The sequence below is a fragment of the Tropicimonas sp. IMCC6043 genome (genome assembly GCF_004146235.1).
Classification (GTDB): Bacteria; Pseudomonadota; Alphaproteobacteria; order Rhodobacterales; family Rhodobacteraceae; genus Tropicimonas.
Genome location: NZ_SELO01000051.1, coordinates 1 through 19,719, shown reverse-complemented (window position 1 = coordinate 19,719; position 19,719 = coordinate 1). Strand labels below are relative to the sequence as shown.

The following is a 19,719-nucleotide window of genomic DNA, read 5'->3' as shown; positions in this document are numbered from 1 at the left end:
GGTGAAAATGCTCCCGCCCCCCTGAAATCAGAACAGAAAGGGCCGATACTGGGCGACTTTTGCTCCGCCCGCAGCGAGAAACATCCCCGCCGCTACCGTGGTCGACTATTCCACTGCCGTTCTCACGTTGACATGCCGGCAGAAACCCGGCAGTGCCCTCCTTGATATCGCGTAAATTGACAGGAAGCGTTTGAATATGCGCGAGAGTGGTAATCCAAGTGGCCGCCGGCTGATTGGTACAGACCTGCCCTTTACGGGCGATGCGACGGAGGTCAGGGCTGTCCTTGAAGCATTCAAGGAAATCCTGGAAACTCTTCCCGACCTTTCGCTTGCAATCGCCGGGTTTCGCGACCGTTCACTACGCGTTCCGATATGGCATCTCGTCGAGGACCTGGGTCTGCAGGGCTATGTCGCGCTATATCCCTATTTCGACACGCTGCGCGACTTCCCCCGCTTCAAGTCCGACTGCGATTTCTGGATCGAGCGCGAGCACCTCGGCGCGACGTTCTCGGCGCAGACACTACTGGATGGCGTGCAGAATTGCACCGGAGTGCACAGGCGCGCGTTGTTCTTCACCATGGTGCATCCCGGCAAGAATGAAGGCAATTCACGCCTTATGCGGATGTGGCTCGACTATATCCGCAGCACCGGCTGTCGTATTCATCTCGTGCACTACCGGTACGACCGCTCCGCCGTAACGTCGGCGATGCGGCGGAGGGCGCAGGTCGAATACGACCTCTATCGCGAAATCAATGTCGAGTCGCCCCTGGTCGGGCTCAACCGCAGCGGCTCCAACATCGACGTGGACGACTGGACGGGGCCCGAAGTCGTAGAAGCCGTGAGCGAGCTCACGCAGACCTTTGCCTATGATTATGCGGTGGTCAACTACGGCTTCTCCTCGGCAGTTTTCGAGCGGGTCCATGCCTATACCCGCAAGATTCTTCTGACCCACGATGTCTTTGCCGACCGCAACGCACGGATGTTGCAGCAGGGGTTTAAGGCTTCCGGGTGGGCAAGTGTCGAACCGCAGGGTGAGGTCACTGCGTCCGAACGGTCGGACATTGTCGTGGCGATCCAGAAGGACGAGCAGCGGATGCTCGCGGAGATGCTGCCCAAGAATACCGACATTCGCCTGATCTGCCCAGTGCTCGAGGCCCGGACCGTCGACCCGCGCGCTCGGACGGATAAATTGCGGATCGGCTTCTTCGGCTCGCCCAACGGGGTCAACCAGAGTAACTTGCTGGACTATATCGACGCACTGCTGGAGCGGCCGGGAGTTCCAGAGCGCGTCGAGATCGTCCTTGCCGGGGGACTTTGCAAGGACATCAATCGACATATCCCGCAAGACAAGCTCGACAGCGTATCGGCGAGTCTTTTCGGCGAAGTTTCACTCCTTGACGAGTTTTTCCGGGAGTGCGACATTGTGGTTAATCCGGAACGTGGCGGAACTGGGATCAAGATTAAGTCTCTCGAGACAATGGCCCATGGCATGCCGTTGTTGAGCACGATCGCCGGAGCGAGCGGGCTGGACAGCCATAGCCGGTTCCACAACGCGCCGGATGTGCCAAGCCTCGCCGAACTAACAGAGGAAATCGTTAGAGACGACAATCTACTTGATATGGTCAGGCGCGATACCATCGATGCATATGAAAGCTACAAGAGTTTGCACCGTGGCGGTCTTGCTGAAATCTTTGGGCGGGGGAACGACGTCGAACTTGCGGCCTGCCTGATCACGTGCGGGACACCGGCGACGCGGGACAACAAGATCGCCCTAAACGAGGTAGTAAATCTCGACGAAGACAGCATGGATCTCTCCCTGTTAGAGGATTTCGCGCGCCCGATTGAAATCGCCGACGCCGCAAACGCAGCCGCTGACCTTCGCGCTAAGACGAGGGAACTGAAATACATGTTGACGGTTTACCAGGAGCGGGACATCGCACAAGATCGGGGGGGGGCGCCCGCGCAGGCTCTGGCACGTATGAACACCAAATTCGACGCAAAACTCTTGCTGATCAGTATGGCCACGCCGCGAAGTATCAGGAGGCTTGCCAAACGCGGCCGCCACGCTATCGAGACGCCGTGGCAGCAGCATTTCTTCAAGTATCCTTGGAAGTTTTCCGAGTGGCGGGCGATGCGTCGACTTCAGCGCAGGCTGCAGAGCGATCCGAAGACGAAGCAAAGAATCCTAGATCATCTTCATTAACCCGCCTTATTCATTCAAATCGCACACTACACGACTCCGCGGGTTTTCGGCTGTTTTGAGATGATCCAGCGCCATGGAGCAACGGCGTCGAGTGGGTCTGACCTGAGGCGATTTCGGATGTGGTCGAAGCCGTTTCGGAACCAGGATTTCGCATAGTGGCCATGAGTTTTGCGCGGCGGAGAGTGCTTGCCGAGGTAATCCGCGGCGGCGCGTCCGGCCCAGCCGAGGGCCAGCGCGACGAGAGACATGAGCAGATCGAGCTCGCGCGGATCGGTGAGGCGGGTGCCGCAGACGGGCGCGCAAGGTCAGGTTGTGACCGTCCTCGGTTGCGATACGAAGATTGTCTCTCATGCGGATGGCAAAGGAGTTATGCGCGAAAGTTGGTGACGCTTGATCAGGCGGCGGCTTGAAGGTGGCGGAGGCCGTCGCGGAACCCAACCCCTTCGATGATCTCCGGCAGGCGATTCCGGCCGTCGAGCTTTCGCCATTTCTTTTGTACCGACATCATCAATTTGAAGGCCATGGCGAGTCCGGTCTTGCGGCTCAGGCAGCCCTAGGTGCGTCTCGTTCGGTGCCGGACGGTGGCGAAGGTGCTCTCGATCGGGTTCGAGGTGCGGATGTGTTTCCAGTGTTCGGCCGGAAAATCGTAGAAAGTCAGCAGCGCGTCACGGTCCCTGGTCAGCTTGGCAACCGCCTCGTCCCATTTCACGCCGTAGGTTTAGACGAAGAGATCGAAAGCCTCCTCGGCCTCGGCACGGGTCCCGGCCTGCCAGATGTCGTGCAGGTGCCCCTTGGCCTTTGACTGCACTGATTTCGGCATCCCATGGCGCCTTCAGCTCGATGAATAGACACCTTTGCTAAGCGGACGTGAAGCTGGGCGCCGGTTGATGATCTCGGCTGCATCTGCTTCGAGGCCGGGTCGGAAGATCAGGCAAGGAAGCGGTCTGGAGCCGGCGGTGAACCCGCGCAAGACGGGCAAGGGGAAGCTTGCGCCCTATTCGGATTTCTTCGTCGAACTGGTCGAACATGATCCCGACATCACGTTGGCGGAAATGAAAGTAGCCCTGGAACACGCGCACGGCGTATGCGCCTCGATTTCGGGGATCGACCAAGCGCTCCGGCGGCTCGGATACATGTACAAAAACCTATGGCCCGCCCCTCTGCAAGAGGTTTAAACTTGGCACCTGACGGGTCTGCGCAAACCTATCCGGTCTCACGGTGCTCGGCCGTGGCCAAGATGGAACTCCGCGCGGTTACGCTTCAACGTGAACCGGAAACGCTTCAGGCGTGCGCCTTCCAACCGCTCGCTGGCGGGACGGCCAATTACAAGGAACTGTGTGATCTTGGTGGGCGTCGCCAAAGCGTTCGGAACGACAGGCTCCGCCAAAGCAGGGCGCGCGTCCCCGGGGCGGCTGCGCACAGGTATGGTTCAGCAGCGGGATCTCTCGGATTCGTAATTGCGTATCGGCTTCCGGTCTGCAATTCACCATTGATACACTTCCGCATCCCCTAGCTTACATCAAGGGTGGTCGTCTCCGAAATGACGTGTCCCGACATATCCCTCATCATCCCGTTCCACGGCGTCGAAGCGTTCTTTGCTGAGTGCCTCGACAGCGTCCTTTCCCAAGACTATCCAAACTTCGAGGTAATCTGTGTCGACGACAAGTCCCCGGACGGCTCGCGGGCAATTGCCGAGAGCTTTGCGGCGCGCGACGCTCGAATTGCGGTTCTGGAGCACGCCGTCAACCGCGGGCTGGGACCGGCACGGAATACCGGCGTGATGACGGCGAGCGGCGCCTATCTTCTATTCCTTGATTCCGATGATCGGCTGTCGTCACCGCAGGCCCTGCGTCGATTGCTGCAGGCGGCTGTCGACACCGGCAGCGATATGGTGGCCGGCAGTTCGCAGTTCCTGAACGACAACGGTCAGCTCAAGCCCTGTGACCGCCGGTTTGAGCGTGGATATGCCGGACGTGTCGCCGCAAACCTGCCTGGACCGGCCGCTTACGCTGCGCTGATCCGCTTGCCGGGGGCAAACTACTTGCCGCTTCGGTCCTGGGGCTACCTGTTGCGTCGGGACTTCTACCGCTCGCTGGAAATCGGCCATCCGACCGGCGTGCACGAGGATATTGGCCACAATGCGCTTGTCGCCTCTGCAGCCGGCAACGTGCATTACCTGCGAGACGTCATCGTCGACTATCGGTGGCGATCGGGAAGCATCTCTAGGTCGCCCTGGACGGCAGAAATGATGGAAAGCTACCTTGGTGTTTGGGCTCACTTCCGTGACAACCATGCCCGACTTGGCCTAAGTCACATGGTCGGGAATGCCGCCTTGCACGTCATCCGCAACGCCTGCTGGATGCTCGAGCGGAACGGCGTGTGGAAAGGTGACGAGGCTGCGCTGGCGGATGGATTCGGGCTTATTCTGGCAGAGGCCGGCCCCGACTGCGATCCCGAGCTGGCGAGTACCGTCATCGACATCCTGCACAGAACGCTGTCGAGGCTCGATTTTCCCTTAGGCACTCTGACGGGCCTGCTGGACCTCCTGCCGGTGGGAACGCTCGTCGCGGGCGCGCGGCACCGGATCGGAATCCGCCGCTACGTCGGGCGGCGGAAAGGCGACATCTGACCGAACGGACGGTGGACCAGACACTTGCCGATCACAGCGGTCACTGCAGGTTCTTCAGACGTTCCTATCCGGCTCTGTTTTTTGTTGGCCGGTGAAGCACTTGAGCTTGTCCATGCGCGCTCGAGATCGGCCCTCATGTCTACTTAACCTTCTTTCCTTGCTATTTTGGGTAGGAGGCGCCCCCTATGGAACGATCATCAACAGCAAAGAAGGTTGCACTGTTGATTTCCGTTGAGAACTGACCCGGGCTTTCCATCAAGAACTGATACGGTTTCCGTGTCTCTCAAAGGGATTTCGATCTGCGTTATGGATGGGGATGGCAAGGTCCTGGCACGTGGTTCAGTGCCGGCCTGCCCCGAGGCCGTTTCCCAGTTTCTTGCCGAGAACAGGCTCATGCCGGAACGGATTGTGCATGAAAGCGGGCAACTGTCGATCTGGCTGCAGAGGGGGTTGGTGCGGCTCGGGCTTTCTGCCATTTGCTTCGATGCACGACAGGCGCACTGGGCGTTGTCGGCGCGGCTGAACAAATCGGACACCGCCGACGCCTAGGGCTTGGCCCAGCTGGCCTGTACAGGCTGGTTTGCCGAGGTTCACGTTCCCAGCGAGGCGGCGGATCGTCCCGCCGAAGTCGTCAGAGCAGCTTGCGCCGCAGACGGTGCATCGCGTCCGTCAGCGCCTCGTCTCCGACCGAACGCGACTGGTGAACCAGATCCGCGGTCTACTGGCCGAGCATGGCATCGCGATTGCGCGCGACAACTCCCGCCTGAGGAGCGCCCTCTCGAAGATCGTAAATGGCGATGATTCTGGTCTGAGTGATCTGATCCTGGAACTCGTCCGCGATGCGCGCGAGGAACTCACCGAACTCGACCGACGCATCACGTCCTACAACCGGCGGCTCAAACACCTCTTCCGTACTGACGAGATGCGTCAGAGTATCGGCAAGATCGAGGGCATCGGCCCGGCCACGGCCACGGCGCTGGTCGCCGCCGTGGGAGACCGCACGTGCTTCAGGAACGGTCGCGAGTTCGCCGCTCGGCTCGGGCTCGTCCCGAGGCAGAGATCGAGTGGCGGGAAGGCACGGCTGCTGGGGATCTCCAAGCGCGGTGACCGATACATCCGAACGCTGAAGATCCACGGCGCCCGGGCCGTTCTCGGAAAGGCCGGCGGCAAACAGGACACGCGAAGCCAATGGATAGGTCGGATGCGAGAGCGCCGGAATCCAAACGTCGTGGCCGTCGCGCTCGCCAACAAGAATGCAAGGATCGTCTGGCCCATCCTGTCGCGAGGTGAAGACTACCGGCCGCCGCAGGCCGTACCAGGAACCTGATCAAAACGCCGAAAAAGCAGAACAAGGGAGGGTTCATCTCCAGACATTGCAGCGAACAGGCAGGAGATGGAGAAAGGGTCATGACCCGTTGCTTCGTGAGCCTGATGTGTGGACTGGCACGGCGCACGCCGATGCCTCGGGTGCATTGAGGACGAAGCAGGCGGAAACCCATCGGGGCTTGCGGCGACGATGTATCGGGCCGCTTAAGAAAGCCGGATATTCGTCAGTAATCGTGACGCTCGACCCGGAAACAGCCAAGCCGTTGCAATCAGGCGGGGTCCATATACGTCCACACATGATAGCTCCTACGATGGAGTCGCATCATGCTCCTTATCGCACGTTCCGGTTGCGCCGGGCCCGCCGCCGCTGGAGCCGGAACAAATCCAGCCAAAGAGTAGGTTTCAGTGGGTGCTGCAGTGCGACAGCAGTCCAGTGTCGGGTCTCACGCTCCAATCCTTCCACGTATCCCGGCCGACTGTAGCGTTTCGGGGCGGCGAGGAGCACCAGGTCGGTCCGTTGGTGAGTGGCATTGGAGGGCTTCGTTTCCGACCCCGCGTCATTTCCGCTCTGCAGCACGTCCGGCGTAATCCCAATGACTTCCTGGTATCTCCGGATCAACCGGTCGTCGTCGAGCAACTGCTCTTGGTAGAGCGCCAGAAGATGCCGCAACTCTTCAAGTTCGTCCGGGGTCACATCGTCCTCTGAGCGACCAGTCCTACCAGCAAAGGGTTTTATCTCTCGCCTTGCTTTCCGGTGCCCTTGGCCCATGTTCGCTCCTTCGGGATGTCGACACATGCCCTACAAGAATAGACGGCCAGTGGTCAAATGCTCAAGGGGCGCGGGGAGGAGTTGCAGCTCGCCTGATCCCCGAGCAGGTCTCCACAGCCCTAAGTGTCTGAATGCCCGTCGCCGGCAACCATCGGCAGACGCAGCCGGGCACGGATCCCTTCGGGATCGTACGGCGCGGCGTGCTCGACCAGTTTTCGGACAACTTCGAGGGAATAGTCCCGCCATTCGTGGCGTCGGACAAAATCGGCCCAGGCTTGGTTTGAGATAGCCAGCGTGCCTGCAACTTTTCTGGCAAGAAGATTCTCCAACGTCGTTTGTATATCTCCGGCGGCACCTGCAGCCGGGATGACGGCACCCAAGCGGCGATCCGCGAGCACAGTTCGGATCATGGCGCAATCTGCAACCGCAACTGGCAGCCGAAAGCTGAGTGCCAACATGACCGAGCCGGAAGTGAGAACTTTCCGATAGGGAAATACCGCAATGTCGGCCGCACGGAAGTATTTTTGCAATTCGTCGTCCGCGACGAACTCATCGTGGATCTGGATCGCGGCATCCTCGGCGTCGGTGAGCGGCGCCGCGAGCGCCCGGAACGGGTCGTATATGTGCCGTCCGACGATCAGTAGCTTCAGACGGGGCCGACCAGCCAGAAGTCGGCGGAAGGCTTCAATCAACTCTTCGACGCCCTTATAAGGCCGCAACTGTCCGAAGAAGAGGCAGACGTCGTCTTCGGGCGCCAGGCCGAGCTGACTGCGCGCCTCTTCGCGCGAGATCGTGTTCGGATAGGTGCCGATATAGTGGCCGTGGGGCAGTTCGACGACCTTGTCGCGAGGCACCTCGAATTCGGATATCTCGTCCAGCGAGCCGAGGTCGTGGATCAGCAACTGATCGGCAATCCTAACGATCTGATCTGAAAGCAGCCGTTCGGCATCCGGTTGGGGCGAGTCGTGCGATAGTTCGTTGTGAATCGTCCAGACGACAATGCCTCCGAGTGCGCGGAACCGGTTGAGGTCGGAGATGAAGACTATCGCTCGGCGGCGGGCTTCCCGCGGGCTTGCCACCCCCCGAAATAGCCAGTTCAGCCAGTGAAGGTGGAATATGACCGGAAGCTCGGTACGGCCGCCCGCAATCAATTCGATCGCCACGTCGAGCGGGCCGTACCGAACCTGAATGCAGAAGTCGTTCCGGGCATAAAGGAGGCCCTGATAGGGATTACCTGCCGAATAGTCGGGCCACGCGATGACGATCGCCGCCGGTACACGCTGCCTCTCCGCCGCCCCCACGGTGGACGCGTGGGGACCGTGGTCGCGATCTTGCGGCGGCTCATCGTTCAGCATCTCAACGTCCAAACGGCTTTGCTTCCGCGAGTCCCGACCCCATCATTCGGGCTAATGGCATTGCCCAGCCCCTGATGGTCTGCCTTCGCGACGGCAACGTCGTGCGGATGCATTATCACGATCTCTGCCAAGTCACAGAACCTGTTCATTCCCTCAGAGAATTATTGGCTAAGCGCCGAGGCCGTGCGGTCCATTCGGTCTGAGCTATTGTAAACACATTAGACGGAAGACCGCTTTTGTCGAGTGTGTTGTCGAGCGGTCCCGAAGCGCTTGAGAATCGCAGCCCCAGGCTGTCACGGGTCTGGAATTGTATTCCCGGAGCTGTGAGAGAGAAGGTCAAATGCCTGGCCCTGAAAGAAAGCGATCAGTCCCCGCGTGAGCTGTCCGTGCGCTTTATGGGGTCGTGTCGCGGAAGTGGTGGAAATTCGATGGCGGCGTAATCTCCGGGTGAGTTCACAACCACCCAACCGGCGGCAGCAACCGCCAGGGAGATCACGCCATGAAACAGATTACCGACACGCGGAGGCTTCCGCTACTTGGTGACGAAGCCGTGTTCGACCCGATTGAGGAGCGTCTGCGGACGAACGTCCGCGCCACCATTGAGGCGCTATTCGAGGAGGAACTGGCCGACTTTCTCGGCCGCATCCGCTACGGTAGCGGCGACGGTTGGGCGAAGGGTTACCGGCGCGGGCACCGCGAGCGCCAGCTCACCGGCACTTTCGGCACCGAAACGTTCCGCGTGCCGCGCGCCCGGATCGAGAACGAGGAAGGCAAGGTTGCCGAGTGGCGCTCGAAGGCGCTGCCGCGCTACCGGCGGCTGACGAAGAAGGCGGAGGCCCTGATTGCCGCGGTCTACCGGGCCGGGACCAATAAGCGGCGAGTGAAGCGGGCGCTGTTCGGCCTGTTCGAGGGAGCCGTAAGCTAGGACGTGGTCATCCACGCCTGGCGCAAAGTGAAGGTGGACTGGGACGCCTGGTGTGCCCGCAGCCTGGCCCACGAGGACATCGTCCGCCTGATCCTGGACGGCACCGTCATCCGGACCCGACTGGACAGGAAGGCCACGAATATCTCGGTGCTGGCCGCCATCGGCGTGCGCCGCGACGGTCAGAAGGTGCTGCTGTCGATCCGCAACATGGGCGGGGAGAGCACGGCTGCCTGGGGCCAATTTCTCGGTGATCTCGATGCGCGCGGGCTGAAGCAGCCCGAGTTCGTCATCGTCGACGGCGCACCCGGTCTCGAAGCCGCACCCGCGGCCGATATGAGCGGAGTGGGCGCAGTTATGAAAGCTACGCGAGTGATGCCGAATGGGCGGTGATCGCGCCGCTCCTGCCTGCACGGAAGCGGGTCGGGCGGCCTCGAACGACCGACCTGCGCGACGTGTTCGATGCGATCCTCTACATCGCGACGACCGGGTGCCAGTGGCGCATGTTGCCGAACGACTTCCCGCCGGTATTAACGGTGCGAGGCTATTTCTACGACTGGAGTGGCAATGGCGTGCTCGACGAGATGAACCGCCATCTCGTCGCGGCAGCGCGTCAGGTCGAGGGGCGCTCGGCAAGTCCGACCGCTGGCGTGATCGATAGCCAGAGCGTGAAAACCACCGAAAGTGGTGGGGTTCGGGGCTGTGATGCCGGCAAGCGGCTCAAGGGGCGCAAGCGCTGCATCGTCGCCGACACCGCCGGACTGTTGGTCGGACTCGCCGTGCACGGCGCTGATGTACAGGATCGCGATGGGGCGCCGGGCTTGCTGAAATCCATCGCGACGGACTATCCGCTGCCGCGCCATCTCTTCGCCGATGGCGGTTATGCCGGACCCAAGCTGAAAGCCGCGACGGAGAAAATCGGGCGATGGACGTTGCAGATCGTCAAACGCGCCGACACCGCCCAAGGCTTCGAGGTCATCCCGCGTCGCTGGGTCGTCGAACGCACACTCGCATGGCTTGGGCGCTGTCGCCGAATGGCGAAAGATTGGGAGAAAACCATCGCCAGCGCCGAAGCATGGCTTCTCATCGCTCATATCAGGCGCGTAACCCGGCTGCTCGCAAGACGATGACATGCTACAGAGAGTTTTGAATCGGACTCTAAGACGCTCCGATTTCCGCTGACTTGACGATGATCCGCGGTCCGTTTACTTGACCTCTCGAGGAGCCGCGATTAGTCAATGCGACACGCTAGAACGCGCAAAGGGCATGGCTTCGTATGATTTCTTACGCGCAGAATTTTGAGGATGTCATCCTGCGTCGGGCACTCCGCGACGTATTGGTCGGACATTACATCGACATAGGCGCGAGTGACCCTGACAAAGGTTCGGTATCCAAGGCGTTCTATCTTGAAGGTTGGCGTGGAATTCATGTGGAGCCTGTGCCTGAATATTGTGAAGCTCTTCGCAAAGCGCGCCCCGACGAGATCGTCATAGAAGCGGCGGTCAGTTCAGTTGAGGGGCCGGTAAAAATCTTCGACGTCTCTGGCACCGGACTTAGCACTGGCGAGGCCGAGTTGGCTGAGAAACACCGGGCCGCCGGGTTCAGCGTGCGCTCGATTCAGGTCGGGACCATTTCTCTGTCTGGCCTCTTACAAATGACCGATGACCAGCCGACTCACTGGCTCAAGATCGATGTCGAAGGCATGGAAAAGGATGTTCTGCAGAGTTGGGGCGACGCGCCTCAGCGACCTTGGATAGTTGTTGTTGAATCGACCCAGCCCAATTCTCCGGTCGAAACGTTCGAGGAATGGCAGGATCAGCTCTTGCGACGTGATTACATCCAGCAGTACTTTGACGGGCTGAACCGGTTCTTCCTGCACAAGTCCCAACTGGATCGAGCGAAGGCTTTCGGAGCCGGACCCAACTGGTTCGATGACTTCACGCTGTCCAGCGACTCTCCCTTCGTCGGGGTCGTCAAGGACGAGGCGCGTGCGCGCGAGGAGCGCTTAAAGGCAGAACTCGCAGACACGCGATCACGTGAGGAGGGCGTCAGGGCAGAACTCGCAGATGCGCGATCGCGTGAAGAGGGCGTCAGGGCAGAACTCGAGCAAGCGAAGCACGACGCGCTTGTTTTGGAGCGCGCCCTCCAGGCGGCCCTTTCCGACTCTCGGTCGGAGCTTGCCGCTGCCTACAGAGATGCTTCTGCATTGAATGCTAGGATCGCCGAGTTGACGAAGTGGCGCGATGCCTATCCCTACCGGCTGATCCTTCGCCCAGACGGTACACCGAAGTATCTGATCCGCCGGGCGCTGTTCCACACCAGCGGCATGCCGCGCGGTCTTATGTGGTCTTTGGTGATCCGAGAGGACCGGATGCCTCGTGCGGCATTCTGGCCATGGATGACGAGCCCAGCATACAAAAGCCTGCGGAAACCCTTCGTCGTCTCCGAAGCCCCAAGGCCAAAGGCGTCCAGACGCGGCCTGTTCGGACGGCTTCTGCTGCGCCGGGGCGGCGAGCCCCGGCACCTCGTGCGGCGCGCCTTTTTCCATACAAGTGGGAAGCCGCGGGGTGCGTTGCGTGGCTTCGTGCTCCGGAAGGACGGGACGCCGCATGTCCTGTTTCGCGACTGGATGGACAGCGCCGATTACATGAGATTGCGGAATGCGCATCATTACAAGCGCATCATAGGCGAGGAGCTCGCCGAAGCCGGGCCGGCTTGGCGGAGCGTCGACGACAAAGACGTAATTGGCGAAGACGATCTCACGGCGCTCATGGACCGGATAAGGGAGGAGTTGCAGCGTGAAGCTGCGTGAGACCGTTCGCCCGCCCCGCGTTGCAGTTCTGGCTGCTGGGTCTGCCAGCGGTGAGTCTGGGGGGGCCGAGCGACTGTTTCAGGGTGTGACCTCGGCGCTGCGCGCGCGCGGCATCGATGCTGAAATCATCGTGGTTCCGAGTATCGAACGCAGCTTCGAAACGATCCAGGCGTCCTACCTAAGGTTCTGGGACCTGGATTTGTCGGCCTTCGACGGTGTGATAAGCTCCAAGGCGCCTTCCTACGCGGTGCGGCACCCGAACCATGTGTGCTACCTCATGCACACGATTCGCGTTTTCTACGACATGTTCGATCATGAGTTCCCGGACGCCTCAGCCTACGCGCACGAGCAGCGCCGGTTCATCCAGAAGCTCGACACGGCGATGCTGGCCGACGCCCGCTTGCGCAAGCGGATGTGCATTGGCAAGGAGGTCGCCGACCGCCTATGGGAGTTCAACGGCCTGGCAGCCGAGGTCATGAACTGTCCCAGCACGCTGTCCGGTCTGCACGAAGGGCCATTCGAGCATCTTTTCCTTCCCGGACGTCTGCATCGGTGGAAACGTGTCGACCTCGCGATCAAGGCATTCCGGCTAACGGACATCCCCCGGCCGCTCGTCATCTCGGGCACGGGCGAGGACGAGGGCTACTTCCGCCAACTCGCCGAGGGAGATTCGCGCATTCGGTTCGTCGGGCACCTGACGGAGGCCGAGATCGCCGACCATTACGCAAGTTCGCTCGGCGTGATCTTCGTGCCCCGGCGCGAAGACCTGGGACTCGTGACCTTCGAGGCCTTCCTTTCAGGCAAGCCCGTGTTGACTGTCGCGGACAGCGGTGAACCGGCTAACATCGTGCGGGACGGCGTGTCTGGCTTTGTCTGCCCGCCGACTCCGGAAGCGCTGGCAGAAAAGATCGTCGCGCTGCATGCGGACCCAGTCTCTGCCGCTGCCATGGGGGCGACCGGACGCGAGAGCATTGCCAAGAACACATGGGAAAACGTCGCGCGTCGCTTGGCGGCGGCGCTCGGGTACGACGAGAAGATGGGAACGATCGATGAGTGAACACAAGCTCAAGGTCACGGTACTGGATATGCAGCCCATCGACCCGCCGGTCGGCGGCGGGCGGATGCGTTTGTTTGGCCTCTACCACGCCCTCGGGGCAGACATCGAGACGACTTATGTCGGCACCTACGACTGGCCGGGCGAGAAGCCCCGTGACCAGATGATGTCAGAAACGCTGCGCGAAGTGATGGTACCGCTCAGCGACGCCCATTTTGCCAAGGCCGAGGCGGTCAAGCAAAGCGCCGGCGGCAAGACGGTGATCGACTCCGCATTCCATTCGCATGTCCACCTATCCGGGGACTATCTCGAGCGTACCCGGGCAGCGGTGCGCGAGGCCGACGCAGTGGTCTATTCGCATCCGTGGCTGCATCCTCCCACCGCAGACCTCGTCGACCGAAGCCGCCAAGTGCTGGTTTACGATTCCCAAAACGTCGAGGGCAAGCTGCGCATGGCGCTTCTGGACGATGGTGGGACCGGCACCGAGATCGTGCGCGAGGTCGTGCGCATAGAGCGCGCGCTCTGCCGGACCGCCGACATGGTCCTCGCTTGCTCGTCTGAGGACGCAGCCGCCTTTACCCGGCTCTACGGCGTCAATCCGGAGCGACTTCGGATTGTCCCCAACGGCACGTTCACCGAACAGGGGGCGCCCCGCACGCCCGAAAGTACCGCCGCGGCAAAGGCGAAGCTGGGCGCGGCAGGCAGAGCGCTCGGGATCTTCCTTGGAAGCGCCTACGATCCCAATGTCGAGGCCGCCCGTTTTCTCGTGGACGAGGTTGCGCCGCGCGCCCCGGAAATCACTTTCGTGATCGCCGGTGGGGTGGGGCAGGTCCTGGACGAGCCCTCGCGGGAGAACGTCATCGTGACAGGACCGCTTTCCGAAGAAGACAAGCAAAGCTGGCTTGCTGCTGCGGACGTCGCGTTGAACCCGATGTTCAGTGGCTCAGGCACCAACATCAAGATGCTGGACTTCATGGCCGCGGGCCTTCCTGTCGTGACAACACCGACGGGCGCGCGTGGCCTGATGGGGGCGGCGGATGCCTTCCGCATCGCGGACCGCGCCGGGTTCATCAGTGCGGTCAACGACCTCGTCGCCTACCCCGAGCAGCGCGAGACTCTGGCCAGCGCGGCGGTGCGGCAGGTCAAGCGGCGGTACTCGTGGGAACGCATCTCGCCCCATCTCGGGACCATGATGCGACGCCGCCACAAGCGGCTCGGCAACGTGCCGCGCGTCTCCGTCGTCATCCCGACCTACGAGCGTCACGCCAGCCTGACCGAACTCATCGGATGCCTTGCGCTGCAGGACATGCAGGATTTCGAAGTGATCGTCGTCGACCAAAGCGCCGCGTCATGGCCGGACGCGGACAAGGACTTCGGCATCGACCTTTGCTACGTCCACACCGACGTGAAAGGTGCGGTCTCGGCCCGTAACTCGGGCGTGGACATTGCCAACGGACGGATCATCGCGTTCACGGATGACGATTGTCGCCCCCCTCCCACATGGCTGTCTGCCGCCGTCATGCAGTTCGATGCCGAGCCGATCGTCGGCATCGAGGGCCTCATCAAGTCGGAGAAACACGGCGATCCCGACTGGCGCCCGGTCACGAACGATGACTTCACCGGCATTGGCTTTATGACCGCCAATCTGTTCGTAAGGGCGGATGTGTTTCGCGCAATAGGAGGATTCGACACGACGCTTGAAGACCCGCATTTCCGCGAAGACACGGATCTGGGCTGGCGCATGCAGGAACTTGGGCCTGTGCCGTTTTCAAAGTTGGCTTGGACTTTTCACCCAGCGCATTGCAGATCGGTTGAGCGTGAAAGCCTCGATGAGCGATCACGCTTCTTTGTCAACGACGCCAAGTTGATGACCAAGCACCCCGACCGATATGTGGAGCTATTTCTGGCCGAAAAGCAATGGATTTCAAATCCCTATTTCCTGCGTTACTTTTACGAGGGACTTCAGGCAATCCGCGGCGAGATGCCTGGAAGGCTGGTGCGAGAAATGAAGGCGTTGGGGCTTCGCCTGCCTGATTGCGTCGAGTCGCAAAGATTGGAGTAGCCTTGGCAGGCCGTGTTTGGGAGTTCGGCTCATGAGGGAATGTCAGCAAATCGTGTTCGTAAGTCCTCGTCGGTCAGAGGCAACCGGCAGACCACTTGGAGAATGTCGGCGAAGCCACGACGCTCGACTGGGAGAGACTGGTGCATAAGATTCTAGGAACTTGGCTCAACAAGCCTTCAAAAAGAAAATTTCTAGAGGCAATTCATTTGTCGAAAGATAATGTAGACATGAGGCATGATCGAGTTAGCCCCGGCTTTGGGCAGGTGATCGATGGTATCAACAAAACAAGAAGCGACATTGCCCAAATGAACTGCAAGCTGGAAGGCGCAACCGAAGCAATAAACTCCCTGTCTTCTCTTTTAGTCGATTTTCTAGATCATGGGTACCCGCTCCCAGGCAAAGTATTCTTTCTGGGCTTTAATAAGACGGGAACATCATCAATTCACAAGCTATTCTCTAGTTTAGGCTACAGGAGCTTTCATCATCCAGAGTGGCGAGAGATCTCGAAATTCCCCCTTTTCTCTGCCTTTGATGTCTTTTCAGACGGGGAGCCCCAGAATATCATCGATTTCAAAACGAATTTCCCTGATGCCTTCTATATCTTAAACGTTCGAAACCTAGATGCCTGGGTGGTCAGTCGCCTAAAACACATTGAGTATGAGAAGAAAATTGAGGGAAGGGTCATTAGAGACCCCTACTGGGACAACACTGCCAGCGCCGTAGGGCAATGGATAAAAAAGAGAAACGAAGTGCACCTACGTGTCATCGAAAGCTTTGGCAACGGAAATGGCAACTTCATGATCCTCAACTACACGCGTGATAGCGATGCAAACAGGAAGCTATCAAGGTTTTTGGGCGTGCCGGCGCTTAACAAGAAAAAACTTCACAGCAATAAATTGGATGACAATGAGGGCACTGCAAGTTGGAGGGAGCTCTTTGAAACAGTTGCCGACCAACTCAGCATACCACAGGAAGAAAGGTATTTTGACATCTTAACACCGAGTCTCTTTCCAGAAGGAAGTGACCTCTCTCACTACCTGTATCATTCGAGTTGAACGATTCTGCTTACCTTTGGGTGTCCAGCCCCATTTCTATTGGCAATTTCTTAGTAGTTCACCACACTACACGACTCGGGCCTTTCCAAGATGTTTCTCGAGTGGACCTACTGCGTCGCGGGGGCAGTTTCGGAGCCTTCGTCGGAGCTCTTCGAAGCCGATGCGGAACCATGACTTAGCATAGTAGCCGTGCGTCTTGCGCGGCGGGTTACGGCGCCCCATCAGAGCGGATGCGGCTCGGCGTATCCAAGCTACGGCCGAGGCCAGGACGGATAGCAGAAGACAAAACTTATGCGCGATCGTGAGCGTTCGGTGAACCCGACCTGTCGGTTTTGATACTTCTCGGATAGTGTTTGAAAAAAAGAAGTGGACACTATTCCATGGGCAGGAAGAGAGGCCGGACGGTCACTCCGAAGGGCGTGGCGTTTCTGTCAAATGCGCCGATGTCGAGACGGCGGACATGCTGCGCGAGAGCTGGTTTTGCGAGAAGGACAGGCACCCTATTTTCACCGGTCCTGGGTTCTGGTGCCCTTCGATGGCGCGCCGGAGGAAGACGTCCGCCATCGGATCCACGTCTCTTATGACCTGATCCGCGGCAGCCTGCCGAAGAAGGTGCGGGAGGCCCTGCCCGACCGTCCGGCATTCTGACCGGCCACTCGAGCGGAAAGTCAGTCCGGCCCGCCCGGGTTGCCGGACGCATAGCGCGCCATGAAATCGTCCAGCCGGCGGCCCACGAAGCTCGCTCCCTCGGGGGTCAGGTGGGTGCCGTCGAAGGAGATTGGCGCGCCGGTGCCGTCGTCATTGGCGCAGGAGTAATAGTCGCCGCAAACCAGCATTTGCAGGTCGACATAGGGCACAAGGGCCGGAATCGACTGCGCCATGTCGCGCTGGACCGCCGCCAGGTCGTCCGGCACCGCGCGGCGCGTGAGCAGCGCCGCCGTCCCGCCCGCGTGGTAGAATCTCAGCGAGCGTTCGCCGAAATGCTTGCGGCCGAAGACGATGATCGGTCGGTCGGTCAACTGCCGCAGATTGGCGATCGACTCGGGCAGAAGCGGTGCCGACCAGGGCTGCCAGGAGGAGACCAGCCAGGTCTCGTCGGCCTGCCGCATGCGGGTCCGGAGCTCCGGGTTATCATACCCGTTCCGGCGCGCGCAGAGCTTGCGCGCGCCGGGCTCGCGGAAACCTGCGAGATCGTCGATGAAGAGATTCCCGCAGCGGCGGGAAATGTGGAACGTGGACAGGTTGAGATGCGCGTCGTGGCCGGCCTCGACGAGCGCGTTGACAAGATCCTCGCCATAGGAATCGCCGATGAGCAGCACCCGCGTACGTCCGTCCCGGGGGGCGAACGCCCTCCCCCTCAACTGGTTGAACCGAACGGGCACGTAGTCCGGGCCGCCGGCGAAGGCGGCGAAGAGGCGCGCTTCGGCCGGGTCGAACCGCCCCGGCAGGCCGCCGTCGCGCATCAAGAGGAGCCCCGCGCCGGTGAGCGAGATCAGGAGTGCCAGCGCGCTGCCGAAGACCAACTCGCGCCGGCGCCAGGCCGCGCCGAAGCGCACCGGCGTCTCGACATATTTCCAGCTCGCCCAGGCGACGGGCAGCGACAGTAGGGCGACAAGCGGCACGAAGGCCTCCTGCTCCGGCAGTCGGTAGCGAAAGAAGGCGATGAAGGGCTGGTGCCAGAGATAGGCGCTGTAGGAGATCAGGCCGATGAAGACCAACGGCCGGGTTGCCAGCAACCGGCCGACCAGCGTCCCTTGCCCGGCCCAGAACAGGATGGCGGCGGTGCCGAGCGCCGGCAGGAACGCGTGGCGGCCGGGAAAAGGCGTCGTGCTGTCGAAGAGGACCACCGCCGCGAGGATAGCCAGCAACCCCGCGCCGGAGAGCAGGTTGTCGAGGCTGGCCAGCAGCAGCTCGGGCGCGCGGCGCATCCGGAGCGCCACCAGCGCGCCCAGGAGCAACTCCCAGCCGCGGGTCGGCAGCAGATAGAAGGTCGCGACGGGCTTGACGCGCGCGCCGAAATCGGCGCCGGCGAGGCTGACCAGCAGCGCGGCGGCGAAAATCGCGACGATCCAGCGGCGCGCGTGGCGGAACAGGACGGCGAGGAGGAGCGGGAAGAGGATGTAGAACTGCTCCTCGACCGCCAAGCTCCAGGTGTGCAGGAGCGGCTTCAGCTCGGCGGCGGTGGCGAAATAGTCGCTCTCGCGCCAGAAGAGGACGTTGGACCAGAAAGTCGCAACCGCGACGACGCTTTTACCAAAGCTTTCGAGATCCGGCGGCAACAGGATCGCCCAGGCCGCCGGAAGGCAGGCAAGCACCACGAAGCCAAGCGCCGGAAGGATGCGGCGGGCGCGGCGCTCGTAGAAGGTCAGAAGGCTATAGCGCCCGCGGTCGAGGTCGTCGAGCAGGATGCCCGTAATCAGGAAGCCGGAGATGACGAAGAAGACGTCCACGCCGACGAACCCGCCGCCGAACCCGGCAACGCCTGCGTGAAACAGTATCACCGGCAGGACCGCGACGGCTCTGAGGCCGTCGATCTCTGCACGATATTTCACTCGGACACCCCCGCCAGCAACGATGCGTCCTCCTTCCTCCAAATCCGCGACCGCTTCAAGCCGTCCGCGCGGCCCGTCAGGCGCGGATGATCCGCGGCGCCTCGCTCCGCTACAGCACCTCGCCGATGACGCAGGCGTCGGCAAATCCGTGAGCGGCGAACAGGGCGAGGACGTCGTCCTGCGCTTCCGGCGCGCAGGAGACGAGCAGGCCGCCGCTCGTCTGCGGGTCCGTCAGAAGCCCACGCTCGACCTCCGAAAACCCATCCGCAAGAACCACTTCGGCCCCATAGCTCATCCAGTTCCGGCCCGAAGCGCCGGTGATGTGCCCGTCCTCTGCCAATGCACGGGCCTCCGCCAGGAACGACACCTGCACCCAGTCGAGCCTCGCCGAGCATTCTGACCCGCGCACCATCTCGAGCAGGTGGCCAGAGAGGCCGAAACCGGTCACCGGTTCCTGACTTTCGACCGGCCGCTCGAACTCGCCGAACCGTGGATCGCCGCGCCACTGGAACACCATGTAGGCGTTGAGCCCGTGCTGCCGCGCAACCTCGGCGACCGACGCTCCGGGCTCCATCGTCTCCGCCAAAACCCGCCGCTTGAACGCCGTTGAATAGCTCCGCCGTTTGCGCCTGCCTCGGTTCGCCACGCTAAGTGTCCGCTTGATCTAAGCGGACACGATTGCCCGCAGTCACTCAAAGACTCGCACGTTGGCCGCGCAGCCATCAAGGTGGGGGACGCCGGACGCTCACGCGCGATCGTGAGCCGCGTATCCTCGAGGTTGAGCCCTCGGGTCTTGGCATCGCCGAAGAGGCATTCGACGGCCCATCTTTTTCGGTAGACATTGAGGACGCCCGTCCCCTTCATCGTACTGGCGACAATGAGGCGTTCTCCATGGCGACCCCGCTTGGCCGCGAATTGGAGAGCCAGGGCGGGATGGCCGTCGCGTGCGGGAAATGTCGCCTGGAAGGATCGGCAGCCCC

Annotated in this window: 14 protein-coding genes and 3 pseudogenes; 12 read left to right on the top strand and 5 right to left on the bottom strand. The window is 61.1% G+C overall.

What is annotated here, in order from left to right; translation table 11 throughout:
* Positions 1-196: 196 nt before the first annotated feature.
* Positions 197-2,203 carry a glycosyltransferase gene (locus EU800_RS22990; RefSeq protein ID WP_129635845.1) on the top strand — a complete coding sequence of 669 codons (2,007 nt, stop codon included), beginning with the start codon at positions 197-199 and terminating at the stop codon, positions 2,201-2,203.
* 394 nt (positions 2,204-2,597) lie between these two features.
* On the opposite strand, the pseudogene EU800_RS22985 reads toward EU800_RS22990, so the two are convergent.
* A pseudogene (locus tag EU800_RS22985) lies at positions 2,598-3,029 on the bottom strand (transposase); the annotation flags it as partial.
* A gap of 130 nt (positions 3,030-3,159) precedes the next feature.
* On the opposite strand from EU800_RS22985, the gene EU800_RS22980 reads away from it, so the two are divergent.
* The 4 genes from EU800_RS22980 (at position 3,160) to EU800_RS22965 (ending at position 6,159) form a co-directional block, all read left to right on the top strand.
* A complete protein-coding gene (locus EU800_RS22980; RefSeq protein ID WP_129635844.1) occupies positions 3,160-3,378 on the top strand; it encodes a hypothetical protein in 219 nt (72 codons plus the stop codon).
* Between the two features lie 365 nt (positions 3,379-3,743).
* The gene (locus tag EU800_RS22975) at positions 3,744-4,832 is read left to right on the top strand and encodes a glycosyltransferase family 2 protein (protein WP_129635843.1); all 1,089 of its coding nucleotides are present in this window, start codon (positions 3,744-3,746) and stop codon (positions 4,830-4,832) included.
* Between the two features lie 306 nt (positions 4,833-5,138).
* Positions 5,139-5,381: a transposase gene (locus tag EU800_RS22970; protein ID WP_129635842.1), complete on the top strand. Its 243-nt coding sequence runs from the start codon at positions 5,139-5,141 to the stop codon at positions 5,379-5,381.
* Between the two features lie 31 nt (positions 5,382-5,412).
* Positions 5,413-6,159, top strand: a complete 747-nt coding sequence (locus EU800_RS22965) for an IS110 family transposase (protein ID WP_207209976.1) — start codon at positions 5,413-5,415, stop codon at positions 6,157-6,159.
* Between the two features lie 330 nt (positions 6,160-6,489).
* Here the strand turns inward: EU800_RS22965 and EU800_RS22960 are convergent, their stop codons facing one another.
* Positions 6,490-6,852: a hypothetical protein gene (locus EU800_RS22960; RefSeq protein ID WP_129635841.1), complete on the bottom strand. Its 363-nt coding sequence runs from the start codon at positions 6,850-6,852 to the stop codon at positions 6,490-6,492.
* Positions 6,853-7,046: 194 nt separating this feature from the next.
* Complete coding sequence (locus tag EU800_RS22955) at positions 7,047-8,282, bottom strand: glycosyltransferase (protein ID WP_129635840.1); 1,236 nt, start codon at positions 8,280-8,282, stop codon at positions 7,047-7,049.
* A 499-nt stretch (positions 8,283-8,781) separates the two neighbouring features.
* Here EU800_RS22955 and EU800_RS22950 point away from each other — a divergent pair.
* From EU800_RS22950 to EU800_RS27015, 7 genes and pseudogenes are all read left to right on the top strand, one after another.
* Positions 8,782-9,537, top strand: a pseudogene (locus EU800_RS22950) (transposase); the annotation flags it as partial.
* Positions 9,528-10,334: pseudogene (locus EU800_RS22945) on the top strand (IS5 family transposase); the annotation flags it as partial. The pseudogenes EU800_RS22950 and EU800_RS22945, both read left to right, overlap by 10 nt.
* A 146-nt stretch (positions 10,335-10,480) precedes the next feature.
* The gene (locus tag EU800_RS22940) at positions 10,481-12,016 is read left to right on the top strand and encodes an FkbM family methyltransferase (protein WP_129635838.1); all 1,536 of its coding nucleotides are present in this window, start codon (positions 10,481-10,483) and stop codon (positions 12,014-12,016) included.
* The gene (locus EU800_RS22935; RefSeq protein ID WP_129635837.1) at positions 12,003-13,073 is read left to right on the top strand and encodes a glycosyltransferase family 4 protein; all 1,071 of its coding nucleotides are present in this window, start codon (positions 12,003-12,005) and stop codon (positions 13,071-13,073) included. Before EU800_RS22940 ends, EU800_RS22935 begins: the two co-directional genes overlap by 14 nt.
* The gene (locus tag EU800_RS22930; RefSeq protein ID WP_165354809.1) at positions 13,066-15,132 is read left to right on the top strand and encodes a glycosyltransferase; all 2,067 of its coding nucleotides are present in this window, start codon (positions 13,066-13,068) and stop codon (positions 15,130-15,132) included. The genes EU800_RS22935 and EU800_RS22930 overlap by 8 nt, the downstream gene beginning before the upstream one ends.
* Positions 15,133-15,272: 140 nt before the next feature.
* Complete coding sequence (locus EU800_RS22925; protein WP_129635835.1) at positions 15,273-16,187, top strand: hypothetical protein; 915 nt, start codon at positions 15,273-15,275, stop codon at positions 16,185-16,187.
* 480 nt (positions 16,188-16,667) lie between these two features.
* Positions 16,668-16,835 carry an MmcQ/YjbR family DNA-binding protein gene (locus EU800_RS27015; RefSeq protein ID WP_165354808.1) on the top strand — a complete coding sequence of 56 codons (168 nt, stop codon included), beginning with the start codon at positions 16,668-16,670 and terminating at the stop codon, positions 16,833-16,835.
* 20 nt (positions 16,836-16,855) lie between these two features.
* Here the strand turns inward: EU800_RS27015 and EU800_RS22920 are convergent, their stop codons facing one another.
* Positions 16,856-18,739, bottom strand: coding sequence for an acyltransferase family protein (locus EU800_RS22920; RefSeq protein WP_129635834.1), 1,884 nt, complete (start codon positions 18,737-18,739; stop codon positions 16,856-16,858).
* A gap of 109 nt (positions 18,740-18,848) precedes the next feature.
* Entirely contained in the window at positions 18,849-19,385 is a 537-nt protein-coding gene (locus tag EU800_RS22915) for an AIR synthase-related protein (protein ID WP_256369787.1), read from the bottom strand.
* Between the last annotated feature and the right edge of the window lie 334 nt (positions 19,386-19,719).

Bases quoted from the DNA above. Each gene is read 5' to 3' on its own strand.
- EU800_RS22990 (WP_129635845.1), top strand. From the start codon at position 197: ATGCGCGAGAGTGGTAATCCAAGTGGCCGCCGGCTGATTGGTACAGAC.
- EU800_RS22975 (WP_129635843.1), top strand. From the start codon at position 3,744: ATGACGTGTCCCGACATATCCCTCATCATCCCGTTCCACGGCGTCGAA.
- EU800_RS22970 (WP_129635842.1), top strand. From the start codon at position 5,139: ATGGATGGGGATGGCAAGGTCCTGGCACGTGGTTCAGTGCCGGCCTGC.
- EU800_RS22955 (WP_129635840.1), bottom strand. From the start codon at position 8,282: ATGCTGAACGATGAGCCGCCGCAAGATCGCGACCACGGTCCCCACGCG.
- EU800_RS22940 (WP_129635838.1), top strand. From the start codon at position 10,481: ATGATTTCTTACGCGCAGAATTTTGAGGATGTCATCCTGCGTCGGGCA.
- EU800_RS22930 (WP_165354809.1), top strand. From the start codon at position 13,066: ATGAGTGAACACAAGCTCAAGGTCACGGTACTGGATATGCAGCCCATC.